Consider the following 25,980-nt stretch of genomic DNA (forward strand, 5'->3'; position numbering starts at 1 on the left):
GTGGATAACCGCAAAAACATCCGCCGGGCCTTCTACACTGAGGCACATGAGTACCGCGCGAGAAGAGTTGCATGCGATGATCGACGCGCTTCCGGAGGATGCGGCCGTTGAGCTCGTGCCCGACATGCGTGAGATCTTGCGGCACCGCTTGGCAATGCGCCGGCGCAACTCAACCGGTCCGCGCCCCTGGCCGCCGGCATGGTTCGGTGCTGCGGAGGGCAGCAGCCCCGACATCGCTGCGCGGAGCGAGGAGATCCTGCGAGACGAGTTCGGCAAGCGCCAGTGATCGTTGTGGACACCGGCCCGCTCGTTGCGGCCGTCCTGTCCCGCGATGCCGACCACCGATCATGTGTGGACATGTTCGCTGCCGCCCACCTCGGAGGCGAGCAACTCGTTGTGCCGAGTTTCGTTGTTCCGGAGGTCTGCTACTTGATCCAGCGGGAGGCAGGTCCGAAGGTCGAGGCCGACTTCGTCTACTCGCTGGCGGCTGGAGACTTCACCCTCGCTGACTGTGACGACGTACTACTGCGGATCGCCGAACTGATGGACACCTATGCGGATCTGCCGCTCGGTCTGGCTGATGCCTCCGTGGTGGCGATCGCGGAGGAGATCGGTGTACGGGAGATCGCGACGCTTGACCAACGGCACTTCCACATCGTCCGGCCTCGGCATGTCGATGCGTTTACGCTGCTGCCGTGACCGGGCGATTGGTGTTGGCGGGGACTCCTATTGGGGACTTTTCGGATGCTTCGGGGCGGTTGCGGCGGGTGCTGGCGGAAGTTGACGTGGTGGCCGCGGAGGATACGCGGCGGTTGAAGCGGCTGACGAGCGAGCTGGGGATCGTCGTGCAGGGCCGGGTGGTGAGCTTTTTCGAGGGGAACGAGCGGGAGCGGACGCCGGAGCTGGTGGCCGCGATGCTCGAGGGGCAGACCGTGGTGGTGGTGACGGACGCGGGGATGCCGAGTGTCTCGGACCCGGGGTACCGGCTGGTGGCGGCGGCGATCGAGGCCGGCCTCCAGGTGACCGCCGTACCGGGTCCGTCTGCTGTGTTGACGGCACTCGCGTTGAGCGGTCTACCGGTGGACCGGTTCACGTTCGAGGGGTTCCTGCCGCGGAAGTCGGCCGAGCGGTCGCGGCGGTTCACCGAGCTCGCCCGGGAGCAGCGGACGATGATCTTCTTCGAGGCGCCGCACCGGCTGGCCGCCTCGCTCCAGGATCTGGCCGACGCGCTCGGCAAAGACCGGCGGACGGCGGTCTGCCGCGAGCTGACCAAGACGTATGAAGAGGTCAAGCGCGGTACTGCGGCCGAATTGGCCGAGTGGGCCGCCGACGGGGTGCGCGGCGAGATCACCATCGTGGTCGCCGGTGCGGACCCGTCGGCCCGGGAGCTGGGTCCCGAGGAGTTGGCGGCCGAGGTGGCTGCTGACGAGGAAGCCGGTACGCCGCGCAAGGAGGCGATTGCCGACGTGGCCAAGCGGTACGGCGTACCGAAGAGAACTGTTTATGACGCCGTGCTTGCTGCGCGGAACCCTGGTAAATAGCACTGGCACGGCGCACTACGCTTGAGCCATGCCCGAGAAGTCCTTCTATGTCACCACCCCGATCTACTACGTCACGGCCCCGCCGCACATCGGCAGCGCCTACACGACGGTGGCCGGGGACGTCCTGACCCGTTGGCACGCCCAGCGCGGCGAGCGCAAGTGGTACCTGACCGGTACCGACGAGCACGGTGAGAAGGTGCTGCGCAGCGCCGAGGCGCAGGGCATGTCCCCGCAGGCGTGGACGGACAAGCTGGTCGAGGAGTCCTGGAAGCCGGCCTGGGTCGACGTCGACATCGACTACGACGACTTCATCCGGACCACCGAGAAGCGGCACACCGACCGGGTCCGCGACTTCTGGCAGACGCTGTACGACAAGGGCGACGTCTACAAGGGCGAGTACGAAGGCCTGTACTGCGTGGGTTGTGAGGAGTTCAAGCTCCCCGCCGACATCCGCACCGACGAAGACGGCACCCAGCGGTGCATGATCCACGGCACCGAGCTGGAGACGGTCTCGGAGACGAACTACTTCTTCAAGCTGTCCGCGTACGCCGACCGGCTGCTCGAGCTGTACTCGGAGCAGCCTGACTTCGTGGCTCCGGCCAGCGCGCGCAACGAGGTCATCTCGTTCGTGAAGCAGGGCCTGCAGGACCTGTCGATCACCCGGTCCACCTTCGACTGGGGCATTCCGGTGCCCTGGGACGAGGACCACGTGCTGTACGTCTGGATCGACGCGCTGCTCAACTACGTGACCGCGGCCGGCTACGGCACCGACCCGGAGCGGTTCGAGCAGCTCTGGCCGGTCGACGTGCACCTGGTCGGTAAGGACATCCTGCGGTTCCACGCGGTGATCTGGCCGGCCATGCTGATGGCCGCCGGCGTCGCCGTACCGAAGCAGGTCTTCGCGCACGGCTGGCTGCTGGTCGGCGGCGAGAAGATGAGCAAGTCGAAGCTGACCGCGATCGCGCCGGCCGAGATCACCGACCACTTCGGCTCCGACGCCTTCAGGTACTACTTCCTGCGCACGATCCAGTTCGGCTCGGACGGGTCGTTCTCCTGGGAGCACCTGAACGCCGTCTACACCTCGGAGCTGGCGAACGGCCTGGGCAACCTGGCCAGCCGGATCGCCGCGATGGTCGGCAAGTACTTCGACGGCGAACTGCCCGAGGCGACCGACCACGGTCCGGCCGAGCAGGCACTCGCCGACAAGCTGGCCTCGACGGTCGTGGCGGCGGACAAGGCGATCGACACGCTCGCCTTCTCCGACGCGCTGACCGCGATCAACGACCTGGTCGGCGCGGTGAACGGCTACGTCTCCGAGCAGGAGCCGTGGAAGGTCGCGAAGGACGAGGCACAGCGCGCCCGGCTGGCGACCATCCTGTACACGTCGGCCGAGGTACTACGCGCTGTCGCGGTCCTGCACAACCCGACGATGCCGAAGACGGCCGCCAAGCTCTGGACCCTGCTCGGCGCCGAGGCCAAGCTCGGCCCGCTCAAGGACCAGCGCGTCCAGGACGCCGGCACCTGGGGTCAGCTCCCGGCCGGCTCGGTCCTGGTCAAGGGCGACGCCCTCTTCCCCCGCCTGGCCGAGGTCGAGGCTTAAGAATCTTCTGACGATCGGGAATACCTTCAGCGCGGAGACGATTGATGCTTCAAGTAACACAAACTTGAAGCATCAACTCATCTCCAGCGGAGGTCTCTCATGCAAGCGGTCGTTTACGAAGAGTTCGGTGGTCCCGAGGTGCTGCACACGCTCGAGGTCGACGAACCGCAGGTGGGTCCCGGTGACGTCCGGATCGCGGTTCGGGCCGCCGGAGTGAACCCGATGGACTACAAGCTGCGGTACGGCTGGTTCAACGCCGAGGCGGCAGTCTTCCCCGTCGTCCCGGGCATCGAGGTCGCAGGTGTGGTGGATGCGGTCGGCGACGGAGTGACCGAGTTCGCGGTCGGCGACGAGGTGGTCGGCTGGGCCAAGACCGGTTCCTTCGCGGAGTACGCCCTGGCCGGTGCGATCGCCAAGAAGCCGGCCGAGGTCTCGTGGACCGACGCCGTGGCCATCCCGGTCGCCGGGGAGACCTCCGCCCGGGTGCTTCGCCTGCTCGGCCTGAAGCACGGCGAGACGATCCTGATCCACGGCGCCGCTGGTGGCGTCGGCGCGGTCGGCGTCCAGCTCGCGGTGGCGCTCGGCGCGACCGTGATCGGCACCGCCTCCGAGGCGAACCACGACTACCTGCGCTCGCTCGGCGCCATCCCGGTCGCGTACGGCGACGGTCTGGTCGAGCGGGTTCACGCGGTCGCGCCGCAGGGTATCGACGCCGTCTACGACGTCGCGGGCAAGGGCGCGCTGCCGGACTCCATCGAGCTGCGCGGCGGAACGGATCGCATCGTCACGATTGCCGACATGGCTGCTCAGGACCTGGGCGTCCCGTTCTCCGGCGGCGGCACGCCTCCCGACGTACAGGCAGCCGGCCTCCGCGAGCACCTCCAGCTCGCCGCGGCCGGCAAGCTCAAGCCACGCATCGGCGAAACCTTCACCTTCGCCGACGCCGCAAAGGCCGCCGAGATCTCCGAAGCCGGCCACGCCCCCGGAAAGCTCGTCCTCAAGCCCTAATTCCGTCGCCCGCCCGCCCGCCGGCCTCGGGCTCGCTGCCAAAGCCGTAGAGATCTCCGAGGGCAGCGGAGAGCTCGTCGTCCAGCTCTAAAACTGAGCGCAAGATGGTTCCACTGGAGAAACTATCTCTGCTGGAACCATCTTGAGCCGCACTGTCGCCCTGAGCGCAGGCCGCCACCGGCCACTACCCGGCTCGACTCGCCCAGCCGGTAAGTGGAGATCGGCACCGCGAGTGGGGGCGGGAGTGTGCGGGTGGTGGCAAGCCCAGAGTGCGGGTGGTGGCAAGCCCTGAGGTTGACGCGGAATTCCGTCGCGCGGGCGATGGGGTCGCCTTACAGTCGGCGGCATGACTCACGTACTGGCAGCGGTTGCTTGGCCGTACGCCAATGGGCCCCGGCATATCGGGCATGTTTCGGGGTTCGGCGTTCCTTCCGACGTTTTCAGTCGCTATCAGCGGATGGCCGGGCATGACGTGCTGATGGTGTCGGGGACGGATGAGCACGGCACGCCGATTCTGGTGCAGGCGGAGCGGGAAGGCGTTTCGCCGAAGGAGTTGGCGGACCGCTACAACCGGGTCATCGTCGAAGACCTGCACGGCCTCGGACTCTCCTACGACCTCTTCACCCGTACGACGACGCGCAATCATCACGCCGTCGCGCAGGAACTGTTCCGCACCATCCATCGCAACGGCTACCTGGTCACCAAGACCGCGATGGGCGCGATCTCGCCATCGACCGGGCGCACTCTGCCGGATCGCTACATCGAAGGCAGCTGCCCGATCTGCGGGTACGACGGTGCGCGCGGCGACCAGTGCGACAACTGCGGCAACCAGCTCGACGCGATCGAACTCCGCAATCCGCGCAGCCGGATCAACGGCGAGACCCCGGTGTTCGTCGAGACCGAGCACTTCTTCCTCGACCTCCCGGCGCTGGCCGACAAGCTCGGCGGCTGGCTGCAGACCAGGACGGACTGGCGGCCGAACGTGCTCAAGTTCGCCACCAACCTCCTCGACGACGTGCGCCCGCGGGCGATGACCCGGGACATCGACTGGGGTATCCCGGTCCCACTGCCGGGCTGGGAGGAGAACCCGAACAAGCGGCTCTACGTCTGGTTCGACGCCGTCATCGGCTACCTCTCCGCCAGCATCGAATGGGCCCGCCGCACCGGCGACGACGACGCCTGGCGCGCCTGGTGGTGCGACCCGAGCGCCCAATCGTTCTACTTCATGGGCAAGGACAACATCACCTTCCACGCCCAGATCTGGCCAGCAGAACTCCTTGCCTACAACGAAAAACCCGGCCGGTACGGCGTACTCAATCTCCCGACCGAGGTGGTGAGCAGCGAGTTCCTCACCATGGAGGGCAAGAAATTCTCCTCGTCCCGCCAGGTGGTGATCTACGTCCGCGATGTCCTCGAACGCTACGGCCCGGATGCCCTCCGGTACTTCATCTCGGTCGCCGGTCCGGAGGCCCACGACACCGACTTCACCTGGTCCGAGTTCGTCCGCCGCAACAACGACGAGCTGGTCGGTACCTGGGGCAACCTGGTCAACCGGACCGCCTCGATGATCGCGAAGAACTTCGGCGCGATCCCCGAACAGGTGGCTCTCACCGACGCCGATCACGCCGTACTGGCAGCGGGCCGGCAGGCCTTCGCGACCGTCGGGGAGCACCTGCAGCGGCAACGGTTGCGGCAGGCAATCACCGAGGCGATGCGGGTCGCCGGCGACGCGAATCAATACCTGTCGCAGCAGGCGCCGTGGAAGGAGTCAGATCCGGAGCGGAAGGGGACGATCCTCTCCGTCGCCGCGCAATTGGTTGCCGATAGCAATCGTCTGCTTGCGCCGTTCCTGCCGCACTCGGCCCAGCGGGTCCACGAGGCGCTCGGTGGCACCGGCACCTTCGCGCCCGGACCGGAGATCCGCGAGGTAGCCGATCTGGACGGCGGTCCGGGGTATCCGGTGATCACGGGCGACTACTCGGCGCAACCGGGGTGGGCCTCGCGCCCCGTCGTACCGGGCACGAAGGTGCCGCCGCCGTCGCCGATCTTCACCAAGTTGGCACCGTCGGTGGTCGACGAGGAGCTGGCCCGGCTGGTTTGACGCTTTCTTACAAGAGGTACCGGGAGGAGGCGACTAGCGTCGGGGGTATCGACGAGAGGTTGGAACCATGACTGGCTATGTAGCCACGGCCGAGACCGAGATCAGCGCGTCGCCTGCCCAGGTGTGGGAGGTGCTGACGGATCCGGAGCAGATCAAGAAGTTCATGTTCGGGGCCGACGTGAAGACCGACTGGCAGCCGGGGAGCTCGATCGTCTGGCAGGGCGTGTACGAGGGCAAGGAGTATGAGGACAAGGGGGAGATCATCGAGGTCGATCCGGGGCGGTTGCTCAAGGTGACCCACTACAGCCCGCTGACAGGTCAGCCGGATGTGCCGGAGAACTACCACACGCTCACCTACGAGCTGGAGGACCGCGGCACCTCGACGCATCTGTCGCTCAGCCAGGACAACAACGCCAGCGAGGAGGAGGCCGAGCACTCGCGCGGGATGTGGGAGATGCTCGTGAGCGGCGTCAAGGAGGCCGCCGAACGCGGCTGACCTGGCCTGCCGGTACGCCGTCCGCCGCGCCCTGCACGTTGCTGCAGAACGCGGTTGACCGAACTTCTGGCGGGTCTCGGGCATCATTACCTGTGATGACCGGCGCGACGGGGGTCGGCGCGGCGCTGGATGCTCGGCCCGAACCTGCCCCAGCAACCACCCGGCCAGCACCGCAGCTCGGGCTCGGACTGGTCGGGTACTGGCTGCTGGTCCCGCTCAGCGCGGTCCTCTTGCTGGCCGCGATCGGCGACTCCGGCGGCGAGGCCATCCGCTTCTTCATCACCTGGCTCCTGGCCGTCCTCCTTCCCGGCACGCTGCTGTGGCGGCTGCTGGCCGGCGGTCGGTCGGTGACCCAGGACCTCGGCTTCGGTGCGGTCCTCGGCCTCGCCTGGCAACTGGCGATCTGGGCAATCTGTACTGCGATCGGCCTGCCGCTGCTCCAATGGCTCGCTGTCGGCCTACTCCTCCTGACCTTCGTCCTGGTCCCCGAGCTGCGCCCACATCTCGGCTTACGCGGTACGGCGCCCGCCCCGCCTCGCTGGTGGCACGCCGTCCTGGTGGCGAGCCTGATTCTCGCCGTACTCCGTACCGTGGCGACCCTGCTGCGAACGATTCCGTTGCCCCCGGAAGCCGCAGGGCGTAACCAGGACTTCTGGTACCAGCTCGGGCTGGTGCAAGTGCTCTCCTACCACATCCCGCCACCCGATCCCTCGGTTCTCGGCGAGCCGCTGATCTACCACTGGTTCGCCTCCGCCTCGATCGCCAGCGGATCTGTGATGTCCGACGTCGATCCGCCGCAGGCGTTGCTGCACCTGTGGCCGGTCACGATGGTGATCACTCTCGTCCTCGTCGGGTGGGCGGCCGGCGAGGCACTCAGCGACCGGAAATGGGTCGGCCCGCTCGCGGGGGTTCTGGCCGGCGTACTGCCCGGTTGTCTTCAGTTGGCGGAGACTCCGATCGTCAACCTGGCGGGCTCGCAGGTCGTGCAGTCTCCGACCGGGACGATGGCTGCGGTCGTCCTGCTGGCGCTCGTCGGGCCGACGCTGCTCATCGTCCGGCGGCAATCCGGTCCCGGCACCTGGGTCGCGATGATCCTGCTCCTCGGGCTGGCCGCCGGGACGAAGCCGACCGTGCTCCCGCTCATGCTGGTCGGCTGCATCTTCGCGGGAATCTGCGACTGGCTCTCGCAGCGCCGACCGCCTTGGCGCCTGATCGTCCTGAGCGGCATCGTCGGACTCTTGTTGCTGGTCTCCGCGTTCACCCTGGTCGGCAGCGCGCAGGGCAGCAAGCTCCAGCTCTTCGCCGCTCTGCGGGTCCAGCCCTTCTATCAAGCCGTGACCGGCGACAGGTCGTATCCGGCCACCGGCGGCTGGATCATCCCGTCCGCGGCCGGCGGCGATCCCCGGATGATCCTGTTCGTCGTCATCCTGGTCGTCTGGTACCTGGTCATCGAGGCCCCGAGGCTGCTCGCGTTGCTGGGCCTGACCAACACCCCGGTACGACGGGATCCGGCGTACTGGTGGTTCGGGGGATGCGTGGCGGCCGGCGGCGGGGTCACCTTGGTGCTCTCGCAGACCGGCTATTCGGAGTACTACTTCCTGTCCGGCGTGCTCGCGCTCGGAATGGTCGCGGTCGTTGCCCTTGGCGCCGATCTCGCCGAGCGGGCGGATGTGCTGAGCCTGGTGATCACGGCGTGGGCGGGGATTCTCACCGCGAGCGCGCTCTATCTCTTCTGGCCCACGAAACCCGACACGAAGACTGTCGCGGATGCGGCCGCCGGTCTGCTCGCGCCCTTCGGGATCCTGGCGGCCGTGGGCGCGCTGGTGATTCTGCTGGTCAATCGGGCGCGAGGCGCCGCCGCGATGAGTCTGCAGCTGATCGTGCTGACGATCGCGGCCGGGCTACCGGCTCAGGTGGCCGGCCTGAGCAACGGGGTCGAGAGCATGGTGAAGTCCCGGCCGGCTCCGGACGAGACGTCCCGGCTGTATCTCACTCAGGACGAGCAGGCCGCGATGTTGTGGCTGCACAAGCACAGGAAGAAGGACGAGGTCGCCGTCACCAATGTGTTCTGCCTGCCCGCGCGGTACCGGCCGGGCTGTAACGACGACGCCTACTGGGTGTCCGGGCTGAGCGGCGTACAGCTTTATCTGGGTGGTTGGGCTTACACGCCGGCGAACCTCGGCGCGGTCAGCGACGCCAGCTTCCTGAAGCGGCCGTCGCCCTGGCCGGATCGGTTGAAGGACAGCCTGAACGCGATCGAGCGGCCGACACCCCAGTTGCTGACCAGGCTTCGGAACAAGGTCGGGGTGGACTGGATCGTGGCCGACCTGCGGGCCGGACCGGTATCACCCGCGCTGGAGAAGCTCGCAGTACCGGCCTTCAGTAATAAGGACATCCGGATCTACCGGCTTAAGTAGGCTGGTCCTCATGTCTACCGACAATGTGGAGGTCGATCGCCCGACACGGGAACGTGCTGCCGTCGGAGAGGACGGGCGGTCGCGGGACCGGACCCGGCCCGCGGTGCCGGACCCGTTGCCGATGAGTGTGGTCGACGCGCACTGCCACCTGGACATCGCCGATGGCGAGGACGGTGCCTGGCTGGGTGCCGCCGAGGCGATCAAGCTGGCCGCGTCGGTCGGCGTGACCCGGATCGTCCAGGTGGGATGCGACTTGCCCGGTGCGCTCTGGGCGGTCGAGGCCGCCGAGCAGTACCCGAACCTGATCGCCGGCGTCGCGCTGCACCCGAACGAGGCACCGCGGCTCAAGGCTGCCGGTGAGCTGCCCGAGGCGTTGGCCGAGATCGAGCGGCTGGCGAAGTCGTCGGACAAGGTTCGCGTGATCGGGGAGACCGGGCTGGACTACTTCCGGACCGGGCCTGACGGAAGGGCTGCCCAGCACGAGTCGTTCGCCGCGCACATCGAGCTCGCGAAGCGGCTGGACAAGACGCTGATGATCCACGACCGGGACGCGCACGACGACATCCTGGCCCTGCTGGACCGCGAGGGCGTCCCGGACCGGGTGGTGATGCACTGTTTCTCCGGCGACACCGAGTTCGCCCGCAAGTGCGTCGAGCGCGGGGCGTTCTTGTCGTTCGCCGGCGTGGTGACCTTCAAGAACGCGCAGTCGCTGCGGGACGCGCTCGCGGTGACGCCGCTCGATCGGGTGCTGGTCGAGACCGACGCGCCGTACCTGACCCCCTCACCGCACCGGGGACAGCCCAACGCGTCGTACCTGATCCCGCACACCGTCCGCAAGATGGCCGGCGTGCTGAACATCTCGGTCGCCGAACTCTGCGAAGCTCTGTCCGACAACGCGAACCGGGCCTTCGGCGGGACCTGGTAGACAAGCCGCATGGAGTTCAGTGAGGTTGTTCGGCGGCGGCGGATGGTTCGGAACTACGACCCGGACCGGCCGGTGCCGGCGGAGATCCGGGAAAGGATCCTGGAAAACGGTCTCCGGGCGCCGTCGGGCGGATTCAGCCAGGGCTGGGCGTTCCTGACCCTCGAAGGCGACGATCGGGAGCGTTATTGGTCGATCGCGGCCGAAGATCCCGATCCGAAATATGTGGAGTGGGTCACAGGGCTGCGCCGGGCGCCGCTGCTGATCTTCGCCTTCGCCCACAAGGACGCGTACCTCGACCGGTACACCGAGCCGGACAAGGGCTGGACCGAGCGCGACGAGGGCCACTGGACGGCGCCGTACTGGTACATCGACACCGGCATGGCGGCCCTGCTGATGTTGCAGACGGTGGTTGACGAAGGCTTGGGTGCTTGCCTTTTCGGCCCACCGGCCGAGAAAGTCGGCCGGCTGAAGAAGGAGTTCGGCGTACCGGACGGCTTCGATCCGATCGGGGTCATCTCGATCGGTTACCGGGCCCCCGACAAGCGGTCGCCGTCCCTCAAACGAGGGCGTCGCAGTACTGCCGAAGTGGTCCATCGGGGGCACTGGGGAATACACGCTGAGTAAGCGGGCCATTACACCTTTTTGCGACTCGCCGACCAGAGGATTGGCGCTCTCGGGACTTCTTCGTTACTGTCTCGTGATGTTGGCCGGGATCGGGGAAGGTCCCGGACAGCACGCCCCTTAGGCGTTGACCGTGCTGGCCGGGCCCTGTTATCCCGGCGTTCGCGGCCTCCGCCAGTGCTGTCCCACCCCGTGCCCGGGTAGCCCTACCTGGGAGCATTAGTGCGCAAGTCCATCATCGCGGCCGTCGGTGCGACGGCTGTGTTCGCCGTCGTGGGCGGCAGTGTGGCTTATGCCGAAAAGAGCAAGACCGTGAGTCTGTCGATCGACGGGCAGGTGCAGAAGGTGCACACCTTCGGCTCCACCGTCGCCGACGCTCTGAAGGCCAAGAAGATCCAGGTCGGCGAGCGCGACCTGGTGGCTCCGGCCCTGGATGCGAAACTCCAGGACGGCCAGGAGATCGCGGTGCAGTACGGCCGCCAGCTCATCGTGAACGCCGACGGCACCAAGAAGACTTTCTGGACCACGGCAGACAGCGTGGACGAGGCACTGGCCGATCTGGGCCTGCGCTACGACACCGCCGCGGTCTTCTCCACCAGCCGGAGCGCCCCGATCGGCCGCGAGGGCCTGGAGCTCGACGTCCGGACGCCGAAGGTCGTGCAGTTCGTCCAGCGCGGCAAGGTCGTCCAGCTGAAGTCGATGGCGATGAACGTGGCCGAGGCGCTGAAGAGCGCCGGGGTCTCGTACGACGCCGACGACCGGATCACCCCGGGCACCGCCGCCGTCCTGAAGACCGGCACGGTGAACCGGATCACGATCGTCAAGGTCGACGTCAAGACCGTCAACGCCGTCGAGCCGATCGCCTTCGGCAAGGACGAGACGAAGTCGGCGACGATGACCGAGGGCGACACCAAGACGACCGCCAAGGGTGTGCCCGGCCGCAAGTCGGTCAGCAAGATCCTGACGTACGTCGACGGCAAGCTGACCAGCACCAAGATCGTCGCCAGCAAGGTCATCACGGCGCCGGTCGACGAGCAGGTCACGGTCGGCACCAAGAAGGCGCCGACCGGTGACACCCCGACCGCCCCGAGCGGTGGCACCGGCGCCTGGGACCGGATCGCCGAGTGCGAGTCCGGTGGCAACTGGTCGATCGCCAGCGGCAACGGGTACTACGGCGGCCTGCAGTTCGACCACGGCACCTGGATCGCCTACGGCGGCGGCGCCTACGCGAACAACGCCAACGGTGCCACCAAGGCGCAGCAGATCGCGATCGCGGAGAAGGTCAAGGCCGACCGCGGTGGCTACGGCGCCTGGCCGGTCTGCGGTAAGCGCGCCTAGCTTTTCGCGCTTTAGTGCGAGACTGGCCCGTGTGACCAGCGCTGATTCATCCACCTCCGCCGGACCGAGACTCCTCGGTCCGGCGGAAGTGCGTTCACTGGCCGCCACGCTCGGGCTGCGGCCGACCAAGCAGCGCGGCCAGAACTTCGTCATCGACCCGAACACCGTTCGCCGGATCGTCCGGGCCGCCGACCTGTCGCCCGGCGAGCTGGTGCTCGAGGTCGGTCCCGGTCTCGGCTCGCTCACCCTGGCGTTGCTTGCCGAGGGCCACCGGGTCACCGCGGTGGAGATCGACCCGCTGCTCGCCTCGGCGCTGCCCGGAACCATCGCCGAATACGCGCCCGCTCAGGCCTCGTCGTTCCGTGTCGTGCTGGCGGACGCTATGACGGTGCTCGCCGACGAGATCGGTCCGGTCGAGGCAGTGGTGGCGAACCTGCCGTACAACGTCTCCGTGCCGGTCCTGCTGCATCTGCTCGAGATCGCCCCGACGATGCGGCACGGCCTGGTCATGGTCCAGTCGGAGGTGGCGGACCGGCTCGCGGCCCCACCCGGCTCCCGGACGTACGGCGTACCGTCTGCCAAGGCTGCCTGGTACGCCGAGGTGCGGCGTGCCGGGCCGATCGGGCGGAACGTGTTCTGGCCGGCTCCGAACGTCGACTCCGGATTGGTTGCCTTCTCCCGTCGTCCCGCGCCGGAGACCGCGGCGTCGCGCGAAGAGGTCTTCGCGGTGATCGAGGGGGCCTTCTCGCAGCGCCGCAAGACCGTCCGCTCCGCGCTGGCCCGGTGGATGCCGGACCGGGCCCGGCTCGACGCGGTGTTCGAGGCCGCCGGCATCGATCCGTCCCTGCGCGGCGAGATGCTCGGCATCGAAGACTTCGCCCGCATCGCCGGCGCCGCCACGTCGGAGCAGTGACGCGCAGTACAGGCAGCATGTCCTGATTTGCCCTAGGGTTTGGGCCGTGCCACCAAATGCCCAGGTCACGGTGCGGTCGCCGGCCAAGATCAATCTCGGTCTGTCCGTCGGTCCGCCCCGCCCGGACGGGTTCCATCCGCTCGCTACGGTCTATCAGGCCGTTGCCCTGTACGACGACGTCACCGCGACCCTGCGCGACGACAGCGCGATCACCGTCGAGGTGGTCGGCGACTTCGCCGTCGACGTACCGACCGATGACTCCAACCTCGCGGTCCGGGCGGCCCGGATGCTCCAGGTCGAGTTCGACGTCGAGGAGGGCGTCGACCTGACCATCCGCAAGACCATCCCGGTGGCCGGCGGAATGGCCGGCGGTTCCACCGACGCTGCGGCGACCCTGGTGGCCTGCAACCGGCTCTGGGGCCTCGGGCTGGCCCAGGCGGAGCTGGAACGCATCGCGGCGGAACTCGGCAGCGACGTCCCCTTCTGCCTCGTCGGCCACACCGCCCTCGGCCGCGGCCGCGGCGAACAGGTCACCGAGGTGATGTCCCGCGGCACCTTCCACTGGGTCTTCGCCATCGCCGACGGCGGCTTGTCCACGCCCGCCGTCTACAAAGAACTCGACCGCCTCCGCCCCCTCCGCCGCGTCGAGGCCCCCGAAGTACGCCCGGAACTCCTCTCAGCCCTCCTGTCCGGCCAGGCCGCCGCCCTAGCAGTTGCCCTCAGCAACGACATGCAAGCAGCCGCCCTCTCCCTCCGCCCAGAACTCGCCGCCACGCTCCAATTCGGCCTTGACCAGGGCGCCCTAGCCGCCATGATCTCCGGCTCCGGCCCCACCTGCCTCTTCCTGGCAGCCGACAGCCGCCGAGCAGTAGACCTAGCCGTAGAACTAGCCGAATCCGGCCTCTGCCGAATGGTCCGCCAAGCCGAAGGCCCAGTCCCCGGCGCCCGAATCCTCCCAGCCCCGATCAACAGATAACCCCCACGGGCTCCGGACGGCACATCGGTGTGCTCACCCACTCCTGATGTCCTTCACCCCCTGCTATAGCAGGAGGTGAACCCCGCCAAGAGGAGTTGGGCACACCGAAGCGGGGAGTTGGGCATACCCGAGCGGGGGGCGGGTTAGGGGGTGAGGGTTTCGGGGGCGGGTGGGGATAGGGAGTCGTCTACTTGTTCTATGACTGAGATGCCGGTGGAGCCGTCTAGGCGGTGCCAGTGTTCGGTGAGGGTCAGGGTGCCGGACTCGTCGTAGTCGGGGATGCTGGTGACTTGGCCGGCGGTGACGGTGCCGTCTACTGCTAGTTGGCAGTAGGTGGCGGTGATGGTGCCTGAGGTGTCGCAGGTGCCGACCAGGCGGCCGAAGTGGAGTTTGCCGCCGCCGAAGTCGGCCCAGATGAGGTTGCCGTTCTGGTGGTAGTGGCCGGTGGGGGCGCCGGGGGGATTGCCGACGGGGCGGAAGATGCGGTTGTTGTAGTCGGGGGCGTCCATCAGCTCACCGCCCGGTCAGGATCTGGAGGAGGGCATCGACACCCGGGGCACTCGCCGCCAGGCCAGTGAGAACAGCCCGTACTGCGAGGGCTGGGTCGAACCCACGGGGCTTCAAGGCAGCCAGTCCCCGCGTCACGTCCGCCTCGGCGAGGGCCGCCGGCAAAGGATGCTCCCCAGCAACAGCGGAATCGCGAGCCGCATCGAGCAGCGGTCGTACATAGGCTTCGAACTCGCGGTACGACGACAGGGTGAAGTTGCTCGCGAACCGGTCCGGGCGGTCCCACGCGAGATAGAGCCGCACCACGTCGACATCCTCGGACGTCAGAAACTCGTTCGCCCAGATCGCGTGATTGCGGCTCGTCGAGAACTTCGACCCATCCAGCGTGTAGAACTCGTTCACCTGCGCTCCGCCGATCGACTCGGCCCGCAACCCGGCCGCCATGTACAACGCCGGCCAGAACAACGCGAAGTAGAACCCGTTGTCGATCCCGTTGAAGTGCCACAGCGAATCCACCTCGGACAGTGCTTCGCCAACCGCCTCGAGTCCGAGAGAACCAGGCTTGATCCCCTGCGCGACACCGTGCATCGTGCTCAGCCCGACCTCGGCGTACACCTCCAGCCGCAGACCCTCGTGCGGTCCGACCCCGGCCAGACCCCAGTTGGTCGGATAGGCAATCGGTACGTCGGGCAGCCGGTGCTCCAGGTAATGGGCGACGATCTTGCGGGCCCGATCGGGAAGTTCGGCGCGCAGCCAGACTTCCATGATCCGGTCCCGGTAATCCTCCATCGGCAAGACCGGCACCGTCGCGAGGAACGGCCGCGGCTCTCCGCCACACCGGTTGCAGCGAGGATCGACGAGGTTCTCGGCCGACGTGTATCCGCCGCACCCTTCGCACCCACCACCGGCCGCTTCCGATCCGCACCACGCGCAGGTCCCCACGACGTACGACTGATGCAGGGTCCGGTTGCAATCGGAACACGCGAGCAACCTGAGTTCGCGAAGAGGGAAGCGGCCGGCCTCGGTGAGGTCGGCGGCGAGCGTGGTGACGCCGCGCTGGTAGTCCTCGCTCTGCGGGTTCAGGAACACGTCGTACTGGATTCTGGCGGCATCCAGCGCGGCGATGATCTCCTCGCGGAACGAGGCGGCCAGCTTCTCGACGTCGACACCTTCCCGTTCGGCCCGCGTCAGCACCCAGTTCTGGTGGACGTCGAACCCGGCGGTGGTGATGACGCGTTCGCCACGGGACCGGGCGGCCCGGGCGGCGATGTCGGCGGCCAGATAGGGGCCGGACAGATGGCCCACATGCATCGGGCCGTTGGCGGTGGCCGGCGGGACGATGACAACGGTGACACCGGTTCTCGTGGAGGTGCTCATGAATCTCCTGTCCGAGGGGCGTTCGGCGCGGCAACTCAGCCGGTCACGGTGGTCACCGACGCGGTCGCAGTCCGCGAGATTACTCCTCTGTCGAGGGCTCAGCCAGGCGGGAAAACCCTTGAAAACAAGGCCGAATTCCCAAATTCACCAAACGAGCGTTTGATTCGGTGAGCAATTTCCAGCAAGCCTCTGGCTGGCGGCTTTCCGGCTCGGTACTGTCCCCGGCAACAGACTCCCGGAGGGCCAGATGACGCTGACCGATGCCTACCTCACCGCGGCCGCCGATCGTGGGCCGAAGCCGGCCGAACTCCGCGCCGCCGTCACCGGCGCCGTGACCGGCTCCATCTACGGCGGCGACTCGTTGAGCCGTCCGGTGTTCCTGGAACGCGAGCCCTACACCGAGCTGATCGCCGACCTCGAAGTGCTGTTCGCCGCCATCACCGCCCTTCCTGAGCGGCTGTTCGGCGGCGACCTGGTCGCGTTCGCCCGGGCGGTCGGGCTCTCCGAGCTGCAGGCGCAGGTGGTCGCGCGCGGGAGCACCAGGGCACCGAGCAGGTTCTGCCGCGCGGACCTGTACCGCGACGCCGACGGTTTCCATCTGCTCGAACTGAACACCGGCAGCACGGCCGGTGGCGTCGACAACGCTGTCCTCAACCGGGCGATGCTCGACGAGGTGCCGTTCATCCGGGAGTTTGTCGAGACCCATCAGCTGACCTTCGAGGACACGATGGCCGAGCTGGTCCAGACGATCATTGCCGAAGGCAAGTTGTCCGACGACGGGCCGACCGGGGAGAAGCCGTTCGTCGTGATCGCGGACTTCCCTGACAGTTACCCCGATCTGGAACAGCTCCTGCACAAGGGTGCCGCCGATCTGGCGGCGTACGGCGTCGATGCCACTGCCTGTTCGGTGGACAGTCTGGAGTTCCGCGACGACTGCCTCTGGCTGGACGGCCGGCGGGTCGACACGATCTACCGGCTGTTCATGATCGAGGATCTGATCAAACCGGGCGCGCTGGAACTACTCGAGCCCGTACTACGGGCCGCCGAGCTCGGGAACGTGTCGATCTTCACCTCGCTGGACGCGGAACTCTACGGGAGCAAAGGCGCGCTCGCCCTGGTCTCGGACGAGGCGAACCGGCACCTGTACTCCGCGGACGAGCTCGCCCGCCTCGACCGGATCCTGCCGTGGACCCGGATGGTCAGACAGGGCCCGGTGACCGTCGACGGCCGGCAGCGCGACCTGGTCGAGTACGCCCTCGCCGACCAGAACCGGCTGGTGCTCAAGCCGACCACGTTGCACGCGGGCCAGGGTGTGGTCCTCGGCTGGCAGACAGATGAGACCACCTGGAAGAGCAGCGTGACGGCCGCGCTGGACTCGCCGCACATCCTGCAGCGCCGGATCGACCCGGTGCTGGAGCAGTTCCCGACCGAGGACGGTATGGAGCCGTTGCTGCTGCTCTGGGGTGCGTTCCTGGTCGCGAACGGAGCCGGTGGGGTCTGGGTCCGCGGTTCACGTGAACTAGACGGCGCCGTCGTCAACACGACCACCGGTGCGGTCGCGTCCTGCTGCTTCCACGAGGGGTGACCGGAGCCTGCGCAACTGCTCGAGCGCAGCTGCCCGCCGTACGCCGTCGTCGTAGTACTGCGAGATCTCGTAGGCGTCGGTGAAGTGCTCGATCGCCGTCTTGCGGTGCCCGAGCGCCTCATGTGCATGCCCGAGTTCGACGAGTCCCTCGGCCAGGCCGACCTGGTTGCCGAGGGCCTCGAACCCTTCGACGCAACGCTCCAGATGCTGCACCGCGAGTTCTGCCTGACCGCTGTTCAGGTAGGCGATTCCGGAGCGCAGTGAGGCGATGGACAAGGTTCGCGGATGCCCATGTTTGTCGCTGAGCTCGATGCTGCGGTCGTAGCAGTCCCGCTCCTGGTCGGAGTGATCCAGGTTGCCGTGCAGCTGGCCGAGGGTGATCAGGGCGGTCGCTTCTCCGTCCGAATCGTCCAGCTCGCGGTAGCAGCTCAATGCACGCTCCGCGATGGTGACCGCTGCGGCGTAGCTGCCCGCCTGCTCCAGCACGTGTCCGAGATTCGCCAGCACCATCGCCGTTCCGGAAAGGTTGCCAGAGGCATCGAACCAGGCGAGACTCCGTTCCAGCTCGGCGATCGAGTCGCTGTAGTCGCCCGTTCCGTACAGCGCCACATCCGACAGCACCAGTCCGAGGTCGTTGCGCAGGATGGCCTCGGCGTGCGGATCGCCGTCGGCCACCGCGAGGCCGGCCCGGATGACGCGCGACCAGTCCAGCCAGTGCCCCCGCGTGATGTAGAAGGGGATGAGGCCGACCGCGAGCCGCAGGACGGACCTGGCCGGCACGGCCGGCGTACCGGCTGCCTGGCTGATCAGCGCCACCAGCACGGCCCGCTCCCGGTCCAGCCAGGCCAGTGTGGAGGCCAGATCGCCCGGCGCCGGCAACCAGGTCCGGTCCGACGGGCGCGGATCGAACCAGGATCTTCGGCCGGAGACGGGGTGCGCCAGTTCGCCGGTGTGCCAGGCAACGGCTGCGCAAAGGTCGACCATGCGGGTCAGGGCTGCCGCCTGATCCGCTGGGGGGATCCGGTCCATGGCTCGCTCGCGGGCATAGGTCCGGAGCAGGTCGTGGAATCGGTAGCGGCCCGGACTGGCTGCTTCGAGCAGGTGCAGGTCGCAGAGTTGTTCGAGCAGGACGCTCACGCGGCGCTGCGGCAGATCGAGCAGCCGGGCCGCCAGATCGACGGAGAACTCGTCGATCTGCGCGATCCCGAGCCGGTCGAAGACGTCAGCGGCCTGCAGCTCCACCGGGTTCGTACTGCGTTCCAGCTGCCGCATCGACAGCGCGAAACTGGCCCGTACGCCGTGGTCGGCGCGGCTCAGCTGGTCCAGCCGGTGGCGTTCATCGGCGAGCAGGCCGGCCAGGTGCGACAGCGGCCAGGCAGGCCGGGTCGCGAGTCGTCCGGCGGCGATCCGGATCGCGAGCGGCAGGTACCCGCAGGCGTCCAGGACCGCCTCGGCCGCCGGCGGATCCGCGTCGACCCGGTCCGCCGAGCCGATCCGGCGAAGCAGCTCGAGGCCTTCGGACGCGCGCAGTACGGCGAGCCGTAGTACAGGGAAGGCGACGCCTGCGAACTCGCGCCGGCTGGTGACGATCACGCCCGAACCGCCGGTGCCCGGCAGCATCCGCTGGATCTGTTCCGGACTCTCGGCGTCGTCGAGGATCAGCAGCACCCGGCGCTCGGCCAGCAGCGACCGCAACCGGCCGGCCGCGAGGTCCGGGTCGCGCGGCACCTCATCGGGTGGCAGGCCGAGACCGCGCAACAAGTAGGTGAGGGCGTCGGCCTGGCTCATCGGTTCGCCGGACCCGTGGCTCTGCAGGTTGAGGTAGAGCTGGCCGTCGCCGAAGCGGTCCAGTACGGCGTGCGCCGCGCGGAGGGCGAGGGCGGTCTTGCCGACGCCGCCCATGCCGACCACCGCGGCCGCGACGATGCCCTCGTCGGAGAGGATGCCGACCAGCTGCTTCAACTCCGCCTCGCGGCCGGTGAAGTCGGCCACCGGCATCGGCAGCTGGTACGGCGTGGGTGCGGGCGCGGCCGCTGCTTCCGTCCGGGGCGCGCGCGGACGGGCTGCCGCGGCGACGAAGGTGGCTCGCGCCCGCGGCGGCAGGTCGAGCGCGTCGGCCAGCGCGGTGACGGTGGCCCGGCGGGGGAACTGGCGGATCCCGCGCTCCAGCGCGCTGACTGCCTGGGCGCTCATCTTGGCCCGTTCAGCCAGCATGTCCTGGGTCAGCCCGGCCTTGCGCCGATGCCGGGTCAGCAACCGGCCGAACTCCGCGCTGGTCCCTTCCCCCTTCGGCATGGCCCAAATCTAGTCGCCGCGGGACGATCCCCGTTGCTAGTGTGGCAAGAAGTCCTCGAGCGAGAAGGAGTCAGAGATGCGCCAGGTGTCGGTCTACGCCATCACTTCTGATCGCATCGACGCACCCGCGAGGACTCTTGAACACCCTGACGATGGGCATTTTGGCGCATGTTGACGCCGGCAAGACCAGCCTGACCGAACGCCTGCTGTACGCCGCGGGCGTGATCGACACCGTCGGCCGGGTGGACGACGGAAGCACCACCACCGACTCGATGGACCTCGAACGCCGGCGCGGGATCACCATCCGCTCGGCCGTGGTCTCGTTCCAACTCGGCGACCTGACCGTGAACCTGATCGACACCCCAGGGCACTCGGACTTCATCGCCGAGGTCGAGCGCGCGCTGTCCGTCCTGGACGGCGCGGTGCTGGTGATCTCGGCCGTCGAAGGAGTCCAGGTCCAGACCCGGCTCCTGATGCGCACACTCACCCGGTTGCGCATCCCCACCCTGCTGTTCGTGAACAAGATCGACCGGATGGGAGCCCGGTACGACGGATTGCTGGCCGACATCGAGCGACTTCTCACCCCGTCCGCAGTGCCAATGGGTGCCGTGCTCGACCTCGGTAGCCGCGCCGCGCTGTACGAGGGATTTCCCGTTGTTCGTAAGGAACTTGGCGAAGTGCTTGCTGAACGCGACGATGTGTTCCTGGCGGGTTATCTCGACGACTCGTTGACCGAGACCGACTACCGACGGGAGCTTGCCGAGCAGGTACGCCGAGCGGAAGTGCATCCGGTGTACTTCGGATCGGCGATGACCGGCGTCGGCGTACCGGAGCTGATCTCCGGCATCCGCGAGTGGTTGCCACAGGCAACCGCCAAACCGGGGGAACCCTTGCAGGCTTCGGTTTTCAAGGTGGAACGTGGAGCAGCGGGGGAGAAGATCGCCTCCGCCCGGATCTTCGCCGGTGAACTCCAGGTGCGCCAGGTGATCGACATCCATCGCGGATCGTCGACGTACGAGGCGAAGCCGACCTCCCTGCGGGTGTTCGAGCGCGGCGCGACGACCGTCGTCGACACCGCGGAGGCCGGCCGGATCGTTGCACTGCGTGGACTGAAGGAGATCCAGATCGGCGACCAGCTCGGCACGGCGACCGAGGGCAGTGGTCATCTTTTCGCACCACCGACTTTGGAGACCGTGGTCCGGCCGGTGCACGGCGCGGATCGGGCGAAGCTGTTCATGGCCTTGCAGCAACTCGCCGAGCAGGATCCGCTGATCCAGGTGCGCAAGCACGAAGAGGAGCTCTCGGTCAGCCTGTACGGCGAGGTTCAGAAGGAGGTGATCGCTGCCCTGCTCGAGAGCGAGTACCGGCTGGCCGTCGAGTTCAGCGAGACCACGCCGATCCATGTCGAACGACCGATCGGGACTGGCAGCGCGCAACGCGAGGGCGGCGATCCCGACAACCTCTGGCCGGCCTCTGTCGGCTTCCGGGTGTCACCGGCACCCATCGGTACTGGTATCGACTATCGGCTCGAAGTCGAACTGGGCGGGCTGCCTCGGGCATTCCACACCGCGATCGAGGAAACCGTGCGGCAGACCTTGCTGCAAGGGCTCTACGGGTGGGAGGTCGTGGATTGCCGGGTCGATCTGATCCACACCAGGTACTTCCCTCCGGTGACAGCGGCGGGTGATTTCCGGCGGCTGGTCCCACTTGTGTTGATGCAGGCGTTGCAAGAGGCAGGAACCCGCGTCAACCAGCCGGTGAATCATTTCGAACTGGATCTCCCGTCCTATGCGCTTTCCCCGGTTCTCGGCAAGCTCGCGGAAGCCGTGGCTACCGTGCAGAACAGCGTTGTCGGGCAAGGAGAAGCGCGATTGACGGGAACGATTCCAGCCGGCCGCGTCCACACCTTCGAAGCCCAGCTTCCCGGCCTCACGCACGGCGAAGGCATCCTGCTCACCACCTTCGATGCCTTCCGTCCGGTGACCGGTGTGCCGCCCGTCCACCCGCGCACCGACGGCAACCCGCTCGACCAGAAGCAGTACCTCCTCCACCTCAACCAGGCATGAAGCAGACAACCCATTGCGCCGTGATCCGAAGTCGTGATCAAATCCCCAACGGGTTCCCTGGTGTTCAGGTGGCCGTCCGGCCGTGAACACCCGACCGGACAGGCACCAGGGGCCCACCAAACTTCTTCGCCCGGATAGGCTGTTGGGGACATGGCAGCTACTCCCGCACCTAATCTGGTCAATCTGGAAGCCGTCTCCAAAGGCTTCGGAACCCGCACCCTGCTCGACGGGGTCAGTCTCGGCGTCGGCCGGGGTGAGCGCATCGGCGTGGTGGGGCGCAACGGCGACGGCAAGTCGACCCTGCTGCGGCTGCTGGCCCGCCGCGAAGAGGCCGACAAGGGCCGGGTGACCCAGAACCGCGACCTCCGGCTCGGGTATCTCGGCCAGAGCGACGACCTCGATCCCGAGATGACCGTGATCCAGGCGGTGATCGGTGACGCCGAGACCTACACCTGGGCGGCCGACCCGCAGGCCCGGTCGGTGATGGAGCACCTGCTCGGCGGCATCGACCACGAGGCCAAGATCGGCACGCTGAGTGGTGGTGAGCGCCGCCGCGCGTCCCTCGCCCAGTTGCTGCTCACCGAGGTCGACCTGCTGATCCTGGACGAGCCGACCAACCACCTCGACATCGAGGCGGTCAACTGGCTCGCCCGGCACGTGGTCGACCACGCCGGCGCACTGATCGTGGTGACCCACGACCGGTGGTTCCTCGACGAGGTCTGCACCGAGACCTGGGAGGTCCAGGGCGGCCAGGTCAACTCGTACGAGGGCGGGTATGCCGCCTACGTGCTCGCCAAGGCCGAGCGCTCGCGCAACGCCCAGGTCGTCGAGGGCAAGCGGCAGAACCTCATGAAGAAGGAGCTCGCCTGGCTCCGCAGAGGCGCCCCGGCCCGTACGGCGAAGCCGAAGTTCCGGATCGAGGCCGCGAACGCCCTGATCGCCGACGAACCGGCTCCCCGCGACAAGCTCGCGCTGGCCAAGCTGGCCACCTCCCGGCTCGGCAAGGACGTCTTCGACGCCGAGGACGTCACTCTCCGCTTCGGCGACCGGGTGATGCTCAACCACGTCACCTTCCGCCTCGGCCCGTCGGACCGGATCGGTCTGCTCGGTCCGAACGGCGCCGGCAAGACGACCTTCCTCAAGGTGCTGACCGGACAGCTCGCCCCCGACACCGGCCTGGTGAAACAGGGCAAGACGGTCCGGATCGCGAACCTGTCCCAGACCCTGGAGGATCTCGACGGTTCGGTGACCGTGCTCACGCACATCAGCGACATCCGGCGTACGGCGGCGCTGGCCGGCCGGGGCGGCGAGATGACCTCGTCGCAGCTGCTCGAACGGTTCGGCTTCACCGGCGACAAGCTGACCACCCGGATCAACGACCTGTCCGGTGGCGAGCGGCGCCGGCTGCAACTGCTCCGGATCCTGCTCGACGAGCCGAACGTGCTGATCCTCGACGAGCCGACCAACGACCTGGACGTCGAGACGCTGACCGTGCTGGAGGACTTCCTCGACAGCTGGCCGGGCGTGGTCGTGATCGTCACCCACGACCGGTACTTCCTGGAGCGGGTCAGCGACATGGTCTACGCGATCATGGGCGACGGCCAGGTCTGGCACCTGCCGCGCGGCGTCGACCAGTACCTGGACGAACTCGAAGCCGGTACTACGCCACGCAGGGTGGTCACCGCATCCGTGGGTGCCGCGGCGAGCGATGCTGCTTCAGCGGCCGAGGCGACCAGCGACGCCGCATCCGTCGTACCGGCTGCTGCGCCGGTGGACGCGGCGGCGGCCCGGGCGGCGAAGAAGGAGCTGAACCGGATCGAGCGGCAGCTGTCGAAGCTGACCCACAACGAGTCCAAGTTGCACGACCAGCTGGCCGCGAACGCGAGCAACTACGAGCGGCTGGCCGAGCTCGACACCGAGTTGCGCAAGATGGCCGAAGAACGCGCGGAGCTGGAAACCGCGTGGCTGGAAGCGGCCGAACGGGCGGAATAGTTCTTCACTCCGAAGAATGTATACATGATCAAATCTCCGCGGTCGGCGGTTGGTCAGCCAGGCCGCTGGAGTTGCGGCATACCCTCCCATCCCCTGTGATCAGGAGGGTATGCCGCCTCCCAAGGGTGAGCGGGCCCCGTGCCCGCCGATGTTGTCCGAGCCCCGAGTCCCGGACACCACCGGCAGGCTTCGGCGGACCACCTCTTGCCGCCGAAGTCACCGTGATGTGAACGTTTTGTAGTCGATCAGGTACCGACAGTGAGACCCTAGTTCGGCCGGTCACTCAGTGTCGATAGTCGTGCGCTACAGCAATCTCACGATCTCGTTGCAACTAGCAACGATCGTCGGCGGCATTAAGTGACGCGCCGTCTTTTCAGATTATTCCGACCAAATTCCGGCGGGTTAGTTCCGTCGCACGGGAAAAGTCTTTCAGTGTGTTTCTTCGTCGAACGGGGCGACCAGTTCGCGCAGTACCCGGGCGATCTTCTGCTGGTCGCGGTCGCTGATGCCGCCGAGCAGCGTGCGTTCGTGCGCGAGCAGGTCCGCCATCGCGGCGTCGACCGAGTCGCGGCCGGTTTCGGTGAGCTGGACGAGAACCCCGCGCCGGTCGCCGGGATCGGGGAGCCGCTCGACCAGACCGCGCGCGGTCAGCCGATCGACCCGGTTCGTCATCGTGCCCGACGTCACCAGGGTCTCCTTGAGCAGCCGCCCGGGAGAGAGCTGGTACGGCTTGCCGGCCCGGCGGAGCGCGGCCAGTACGTCGAACTCCCACGACTCCAGGCCGTGCGTGTCGAACGCCTGGCTGCGAGCGCGATCCAGATGCCGGGCCAGCCGGCTGACCCGCGACAGCACCTCCATCGGCGCCACGTCGAGGTCGGGTCGTTCCCGGCGCCAGGCCTCGATCAGCCGGTCGACCTCGTCTCTCATGGCGTGAGCGTATTCCATCAAGACTCTTGACATCAAGACAACTCGCGAGAGTAAAGTATCTCGACGTCAAGATAACCCGTCTGAAGGAGAAGCCGATGCGGACCTCACCGGTCTGGAGCCCGACGCAGTACGGCAAGTTCGGCGACAAGCGCGGCCGGGCGTTCGACGATCTGGTCAACCGGATCGAGGCCGACGAGGTGAAGCGGGTGGTGGACCTGGGCTGCGGTCCGGGCAATCTCACCGCGACCCTGCTGGACCGCTGGCCGGAGGCGACCATCCAGGGCATCGACAGCTCCGAGCCGATGATCGAGGCCGCGGGGGAGTACGCGACCGATCGGCTGAGCTTCGTGGTCGGCGACCTGCTGGAGTGGACCGCCGAGCCGGGATCGCTCGACGTGATCGTCAGCAACGCCACCCTGCAATGGATTCCGGAGCAGCTCGAGCTGCTGCCCGGGTTCGTTCGTGCGCTGCGCCCGGGTGGCTGGCTCGCGATCCAGATCCCGGGGAACGGCGACGCGCCCTCGCACGCGATCCTGCGCGAACTGGCGTCGACCGAACCGTACGCGCAGTACGCAGCGGAGAAGTCGCTACGACCGGACGTTCCGGGCCCAGCGGAGTACATCGAAGCGCTGACTGCCGAAGGATGCGTTGTGGATGCGTGGGAGACCACCTACAACCACATCCTGCCGGGAGAGAACGCCGTACTGGAGTGGGTGAAGGGGACCGGCGCGCGACCGGTGTTGCAGTCGCTGCCCGATGACCTGCGGACGGAGTTCGAGGCCGAGTACGGCGCCCGCCTGGCGGCGGCGTACCCGCAGCGTTCTTTCGGGACCGTGTTGCCGTTCCGTCGGATCTTCGCGGTGGCGCAGAAGGAAGGCTGACCGATGCGGCTCGATCATGTGCAGGTCTCTTGCCCCGCCGGCGGTGAGGAGGTCGCGCGGGCCTTCTATCGCGACGCGCTCGGGATGACCGAGCTGGAGAAGCCGCCGTTGCTGGCGGCGCGGGGTGGGTGCTGGTTCAAGGCCGGTACGGCGGAGGTGCATGTCGGGGTCGAGGAGGACTTTCGCCCGGCGAAGAAGGCGCATCCGGCCTTGGCGGTGGATGACCTCGATGCGTTGGCGGAAAGGCTTGTGGGGCTTGGCTTTCCGGTGAAGTGGGACAACGAGACGATCCCGGGCCGCCGGCGCTTTCACACCGCCGACGGCCACGGGAACCGCGTCGAGATCGTGTAGAAGAGCAAGGGCCGGAGATTCCCCAGAGATCTCCGGCCCTTGCGCCGCTCCGTGGACCCCCTC

The 25,980-nt window shown here is 67.6% G+C and carries 22 protein-coding genes; 18 read left to right on the forward strand and 4 right to left on the reverse strand.

The window, feature by feature from the left end; genetic code table 11:
• The first annotated feature begins 46 nt into the window (after positions 1 to 46).
• From ABZ004_RS25440 to ABZ004_RS25500, 13 genes are all read left to right on the forward strand, one after another.
• Positions 47 to 286, forward strand: a complete 240-nt coding sequence (locus tag ABZ004_RS25440; RefSeq protein WP_355683413.1) for a hypothetical protein — start codon at positions 47 to 49, stop codon at positions 284 to 286.
• Positions 283 to 699, forward strand: a complete 417-nt coding sequence (locus tag ABZ004_RS25445) for a PIN domain-containing protein (RefSeq protein WP_355683414.1) — start codon at positions 283 to 285, stop codon at positions 697 to 699. Before ABZ004_RS25440 ends, ABZ004_RS25445 begins: the two co-directional genes overlap by 4 nt.
• On the forward strand, positions 696 to 1,541 hold the full coding sequence (gene rsmI / locus ABZ004_RS25450; RefSeq protein ID WP_355683416.1) for a 16S rRNA (cytidine(1402)-2'-O)-methyltransferase: 846 nt from the start codon (positions 696 to 698) through the stop codon (positions 1,539 to 1,541). Before ABZ004_RS25445 ends, rsmI begins: the two co-directional genes overlap by 4 nt.
• A gap of 28 nt (positions 1,542 to 1,569) precedes the next feature.
• Positions 1,570 to 3,141, forward strand: a complete 1,572-nt coding sequence (metG, locus tag ABZ004_RS25455; protein ID WP_355683418.1) for a methionine--tRNA ligase — start codon at positions 1,570 to 1,572, stop codon at positions 3,139 to 3,141.
• Positions 3,142 to 3,240: 99 nt separating this feature from the next.
• The gene (locus ABZ004_RS25460) at positions 3,241 to 4,149 is read left to right on the forward strand and encodes an NADP-dependent oxidoreductase (RefSeq protein ID WP_355683420.1); all 909 of its coding nucleotides are present in this window, start codon (positions 3,241 to 3,243) and stop codon (positions 4,147 to 4,149) included.
• Positions 4,150 to 4,495: 346 nt separating this feature from the next.
• Positions 4,496 to 6,250 carry a methionine--tRNA ligase gene (metG, locus tag ABZ004_RS25465; RefSeq protein ID WP_355683421.1) on the forward strand — a complete coding sequence of 585 codons (1,755 nt, stop codon included), beginning with the start codon at positions 4,496 to 4,498 and terminating at the stop codon, positions 6,248 to 6,250.
• A 67-nt stretch (positions 6,251 to 6,317) separates the two neighbouring features.
• A complete protein-coding gene (locus ABZ004_RS25470) occupies positions 6,318 to 6,746 on the forward strand; it encodes an SRPBCC domain-containing protein (protein WP_355683423.1) in 429 nt (142 codons plus the stop codon).
• 95 nt (positions 6,747 to 6,841) lie between these two features.
• Positions 6,842 to 9,163 (forward strand): hypothetical protein, encoded by a 2,322-nt coding sequence (locus ABZ004_RS25475; RefSeq protein ID WP_355683425.1) that lies wholly within the window; start codon positions 6,842 to 6,844, stop codon positions 9,161 to 9,163.
• 10 nt (positions 9,164 to 9,173) lie between these two features.
• Complete coding sequence (locus ABZ004_RS25480; protein WP_355683427.1) at positions 9,174 to 10,088, forward strand: TatD family hydrolase; 915 nt, start codon at positions 9,174 to 9,176, stop codon at positions 10,086 to 10,088.
• Between the two features lie 9 nt (positions 10,089 to 10,097).
• Complete coding sequence (locus ABZ004_RS25485; protein WP_355683428.1) at positions 10,098 to 10,712, forward strand: nitroreductase family protein; 615 nt, start codon at positions 10,098 to 10,100, stop codon at positions 10,710 to 10,712.
• 219 nt (positions 10,713 to 10,931) lie between these two features.
• Positions 10,932 to 12,047: a ubiquitin-like domain-containing protein gene (locus tag ABZ004_RS25490; protein ID WP_355683430.1), complete on the forward strand. Its 1,116-nt coding sequence runs from the start codon at positions 10,932 to 10,934 to the stop codon at positions 12,045 to 12,047.
• Positions 12,048 to 12,078: 31 nt separating this feature from the next.
• Complete coding sequence (gene rsmA / locus ABZ004_RS25495) at positions 12,079 to 12,960, forward strand: 16S rRNA (adenine(1518)-N(6)/adenine(1519)-N(6))-dimethyltransferase RsmA (protein WP_355683432.1); 882 nt, start codon at positions 12,079 to 12,081, stop codon at positions 12,958 to 12,960.
• A 46-nt stretch (positions 12,961 to 13,006) separates the two neighbouring features.
• Positions 13,007 to 13,936, forward strand: coding sequence for a 4-(cytidine 5'-diphospho)-2-C-methyl-D-erythritol kinase (locus ABZ004_RS25500; RefSeq protein ID WP_355683434.1), 930 nt, complete (start codon positions 13,007 to 13,009; stop codon positions 13,934 to 13,936).
• Between the two features lie 143 nt (positions 13,937 to 14,079).
• Here the strand turns inward: ABZ004_RS25500 and ABZ004_RS25505 are convergent, their stop codons facing one another.
• Positions 14,080 to 14,445, reverse strand: coding sequence for a hypothetical protein (locus tag ABZ004_RS25505; RefSeq protein ID WP_355683435.1), 366 nt, complete (start codon positions 14,443 to 14,445; stop codon positions 14,080 to 14,082).
• Positions 14,446 to 14,449: 4 nt separating this feature from the next.
• The gene (locus ABZ004_RS25510) at positions 14,450 to 15,820 is read right to left on the reverse strand and encodes a class I tRNA ligase family protein (RefSeq protein WP_355683436.1); all 1,371 of its coding nucleotides are present in this window, start codon (positions 15,818 to 15,820) and stop codon (positions 14,450 to 14,452) included.
• Between the two features lie 247 nt (positions 15,821 to 16,067).
• Between ABZ004_RS25510 and ABZ004_RS25515 the strand changes: the two genes are divergently transcribed.
• On the forward strand, positions 16,068 to 17,405 hold the full coding sequence (locus tag ABZ004_RS25515) for a hypothetical protein (RefSeq protein ID WP_355683437.1): 1,338 nt from the start codon (positions 16,068 to 16,070) through the stop codon (positions 17,403 to 17,405).
• On the opposite strand, the gene ABZ004_RS25520 is transcribed toward ABZ004_RS25515, so the two are convergent.
• On the reverse strand, positions 17,340 to 19,700 hold the full coding sequence (locus tag ABZ004_RS25520; protein ID WP_355683439.1) for a tetratricopeptide repeat protein: 2,361 nt from the start codon (positions 19,698 to 19,700) through the stop codon (positions 17,340 to 17,342). The two genes, ABZ004_RS25515 and ABZ004_RS25520, sit on opposite strands and share 66 nt — an antisense overlap.
• Positions 19,701 to 19,852: 152 nt before the next feature.
• Between ABZ004_RS25520 and ABZ004_RS25525 the strand changes: the two genes are divergently transcribed.
• Together ABZ004_RS25525 and ABZ004_RS25530 are read left to right on the forward strand one after the other, a co-directional pair.
• Positions 19,853 to 21,766 (forward strand): translation factor GTPase family protein, encoded by a 1,914-nt coding sequence (locus ABZ004_RS25525; protein WP_355683441.1) that lies wholly within the window; start codon positions 19,853 to 19,855, stop codon positions 21,764 to 21,766.
• Positions 21,767 to 21,916: 150 nt separating this feature from the next.
• On the forward strand, positions 21,917 to 23,758 hold the full coding sequence (locus ABZ004_RS25530) for an ABC-F family ATP-binding cassette domain-containing protein (protein WP_355683443.1): 1,842 nt from the start codon (positions 21,917 to 21,919) through the stop codon (positions 23,756 to 23,758).
• A gap of 429 nt (positions 23,759 to 24,187) precedes the next feature.
• Here the strand turns inward: ABZ004_RS25530 and ABZ004_RS25535 are convergent, their stop codons facing one another.
• Complete coding sequence (locus ABZ004_RS25535) at positions 24,188 to 24,685, reverse strand: MarR family transcriptional regulator (protein ID WP_355683445.1); 498 nt, start codon at positions 24,683 to 24,685, stop codon at positions 24,188 to 24,190.
• Positions 24,686 to 24,780: 95 nt separating this feature from the next.
• Here ABZ004_RS25535 and ABZ004_RS25540 point away from each other — a divergent pair, with 95 nt between their 5' ends.
• Together ABZ004_RS25540 and ABZ004_RS25545 are read left to right on the forward strand one after the other, a co-directional pair.
• Positions 24,781 to 25,566 carry a methyltransferase domain-containing protein gene (locus ABZ004_RS25540; RefSeq protein ID WP_355683446.1) on the forward strand — a complete coding sequence of 262 codons (786 nt, stop codon included), beginning with the start codon at positions 24,781 to 24,783 and terminating at the stop codon, positions 25,564 to 25,566.
• A gap of 3 nt (positions 25,567 to 25,569) precedes the next feature.
• Complete coding sequence (locus ABZ004_RS25545) at positions 25,570 to 25,917, forward strand: VOC family protein (RefSeq protein ID WP_355683448.1); 348 nt, start codon at positions 25,570 to 25,572, stop codon at positions 25,915 to 25,917.
• The last annotated feature ends 63 nt before the right edge of the window (positions 25,918 to 25,980 follow it).

This window comes from Kribbella sp. NPDC006257, from assembly GCF_040613535.1.
Classification (GTDB): domain Bacteria; phylum Actinomycetota; class Actinomycetes; order Propionibacteriales; family Kribbellaceae; genus Kribbella.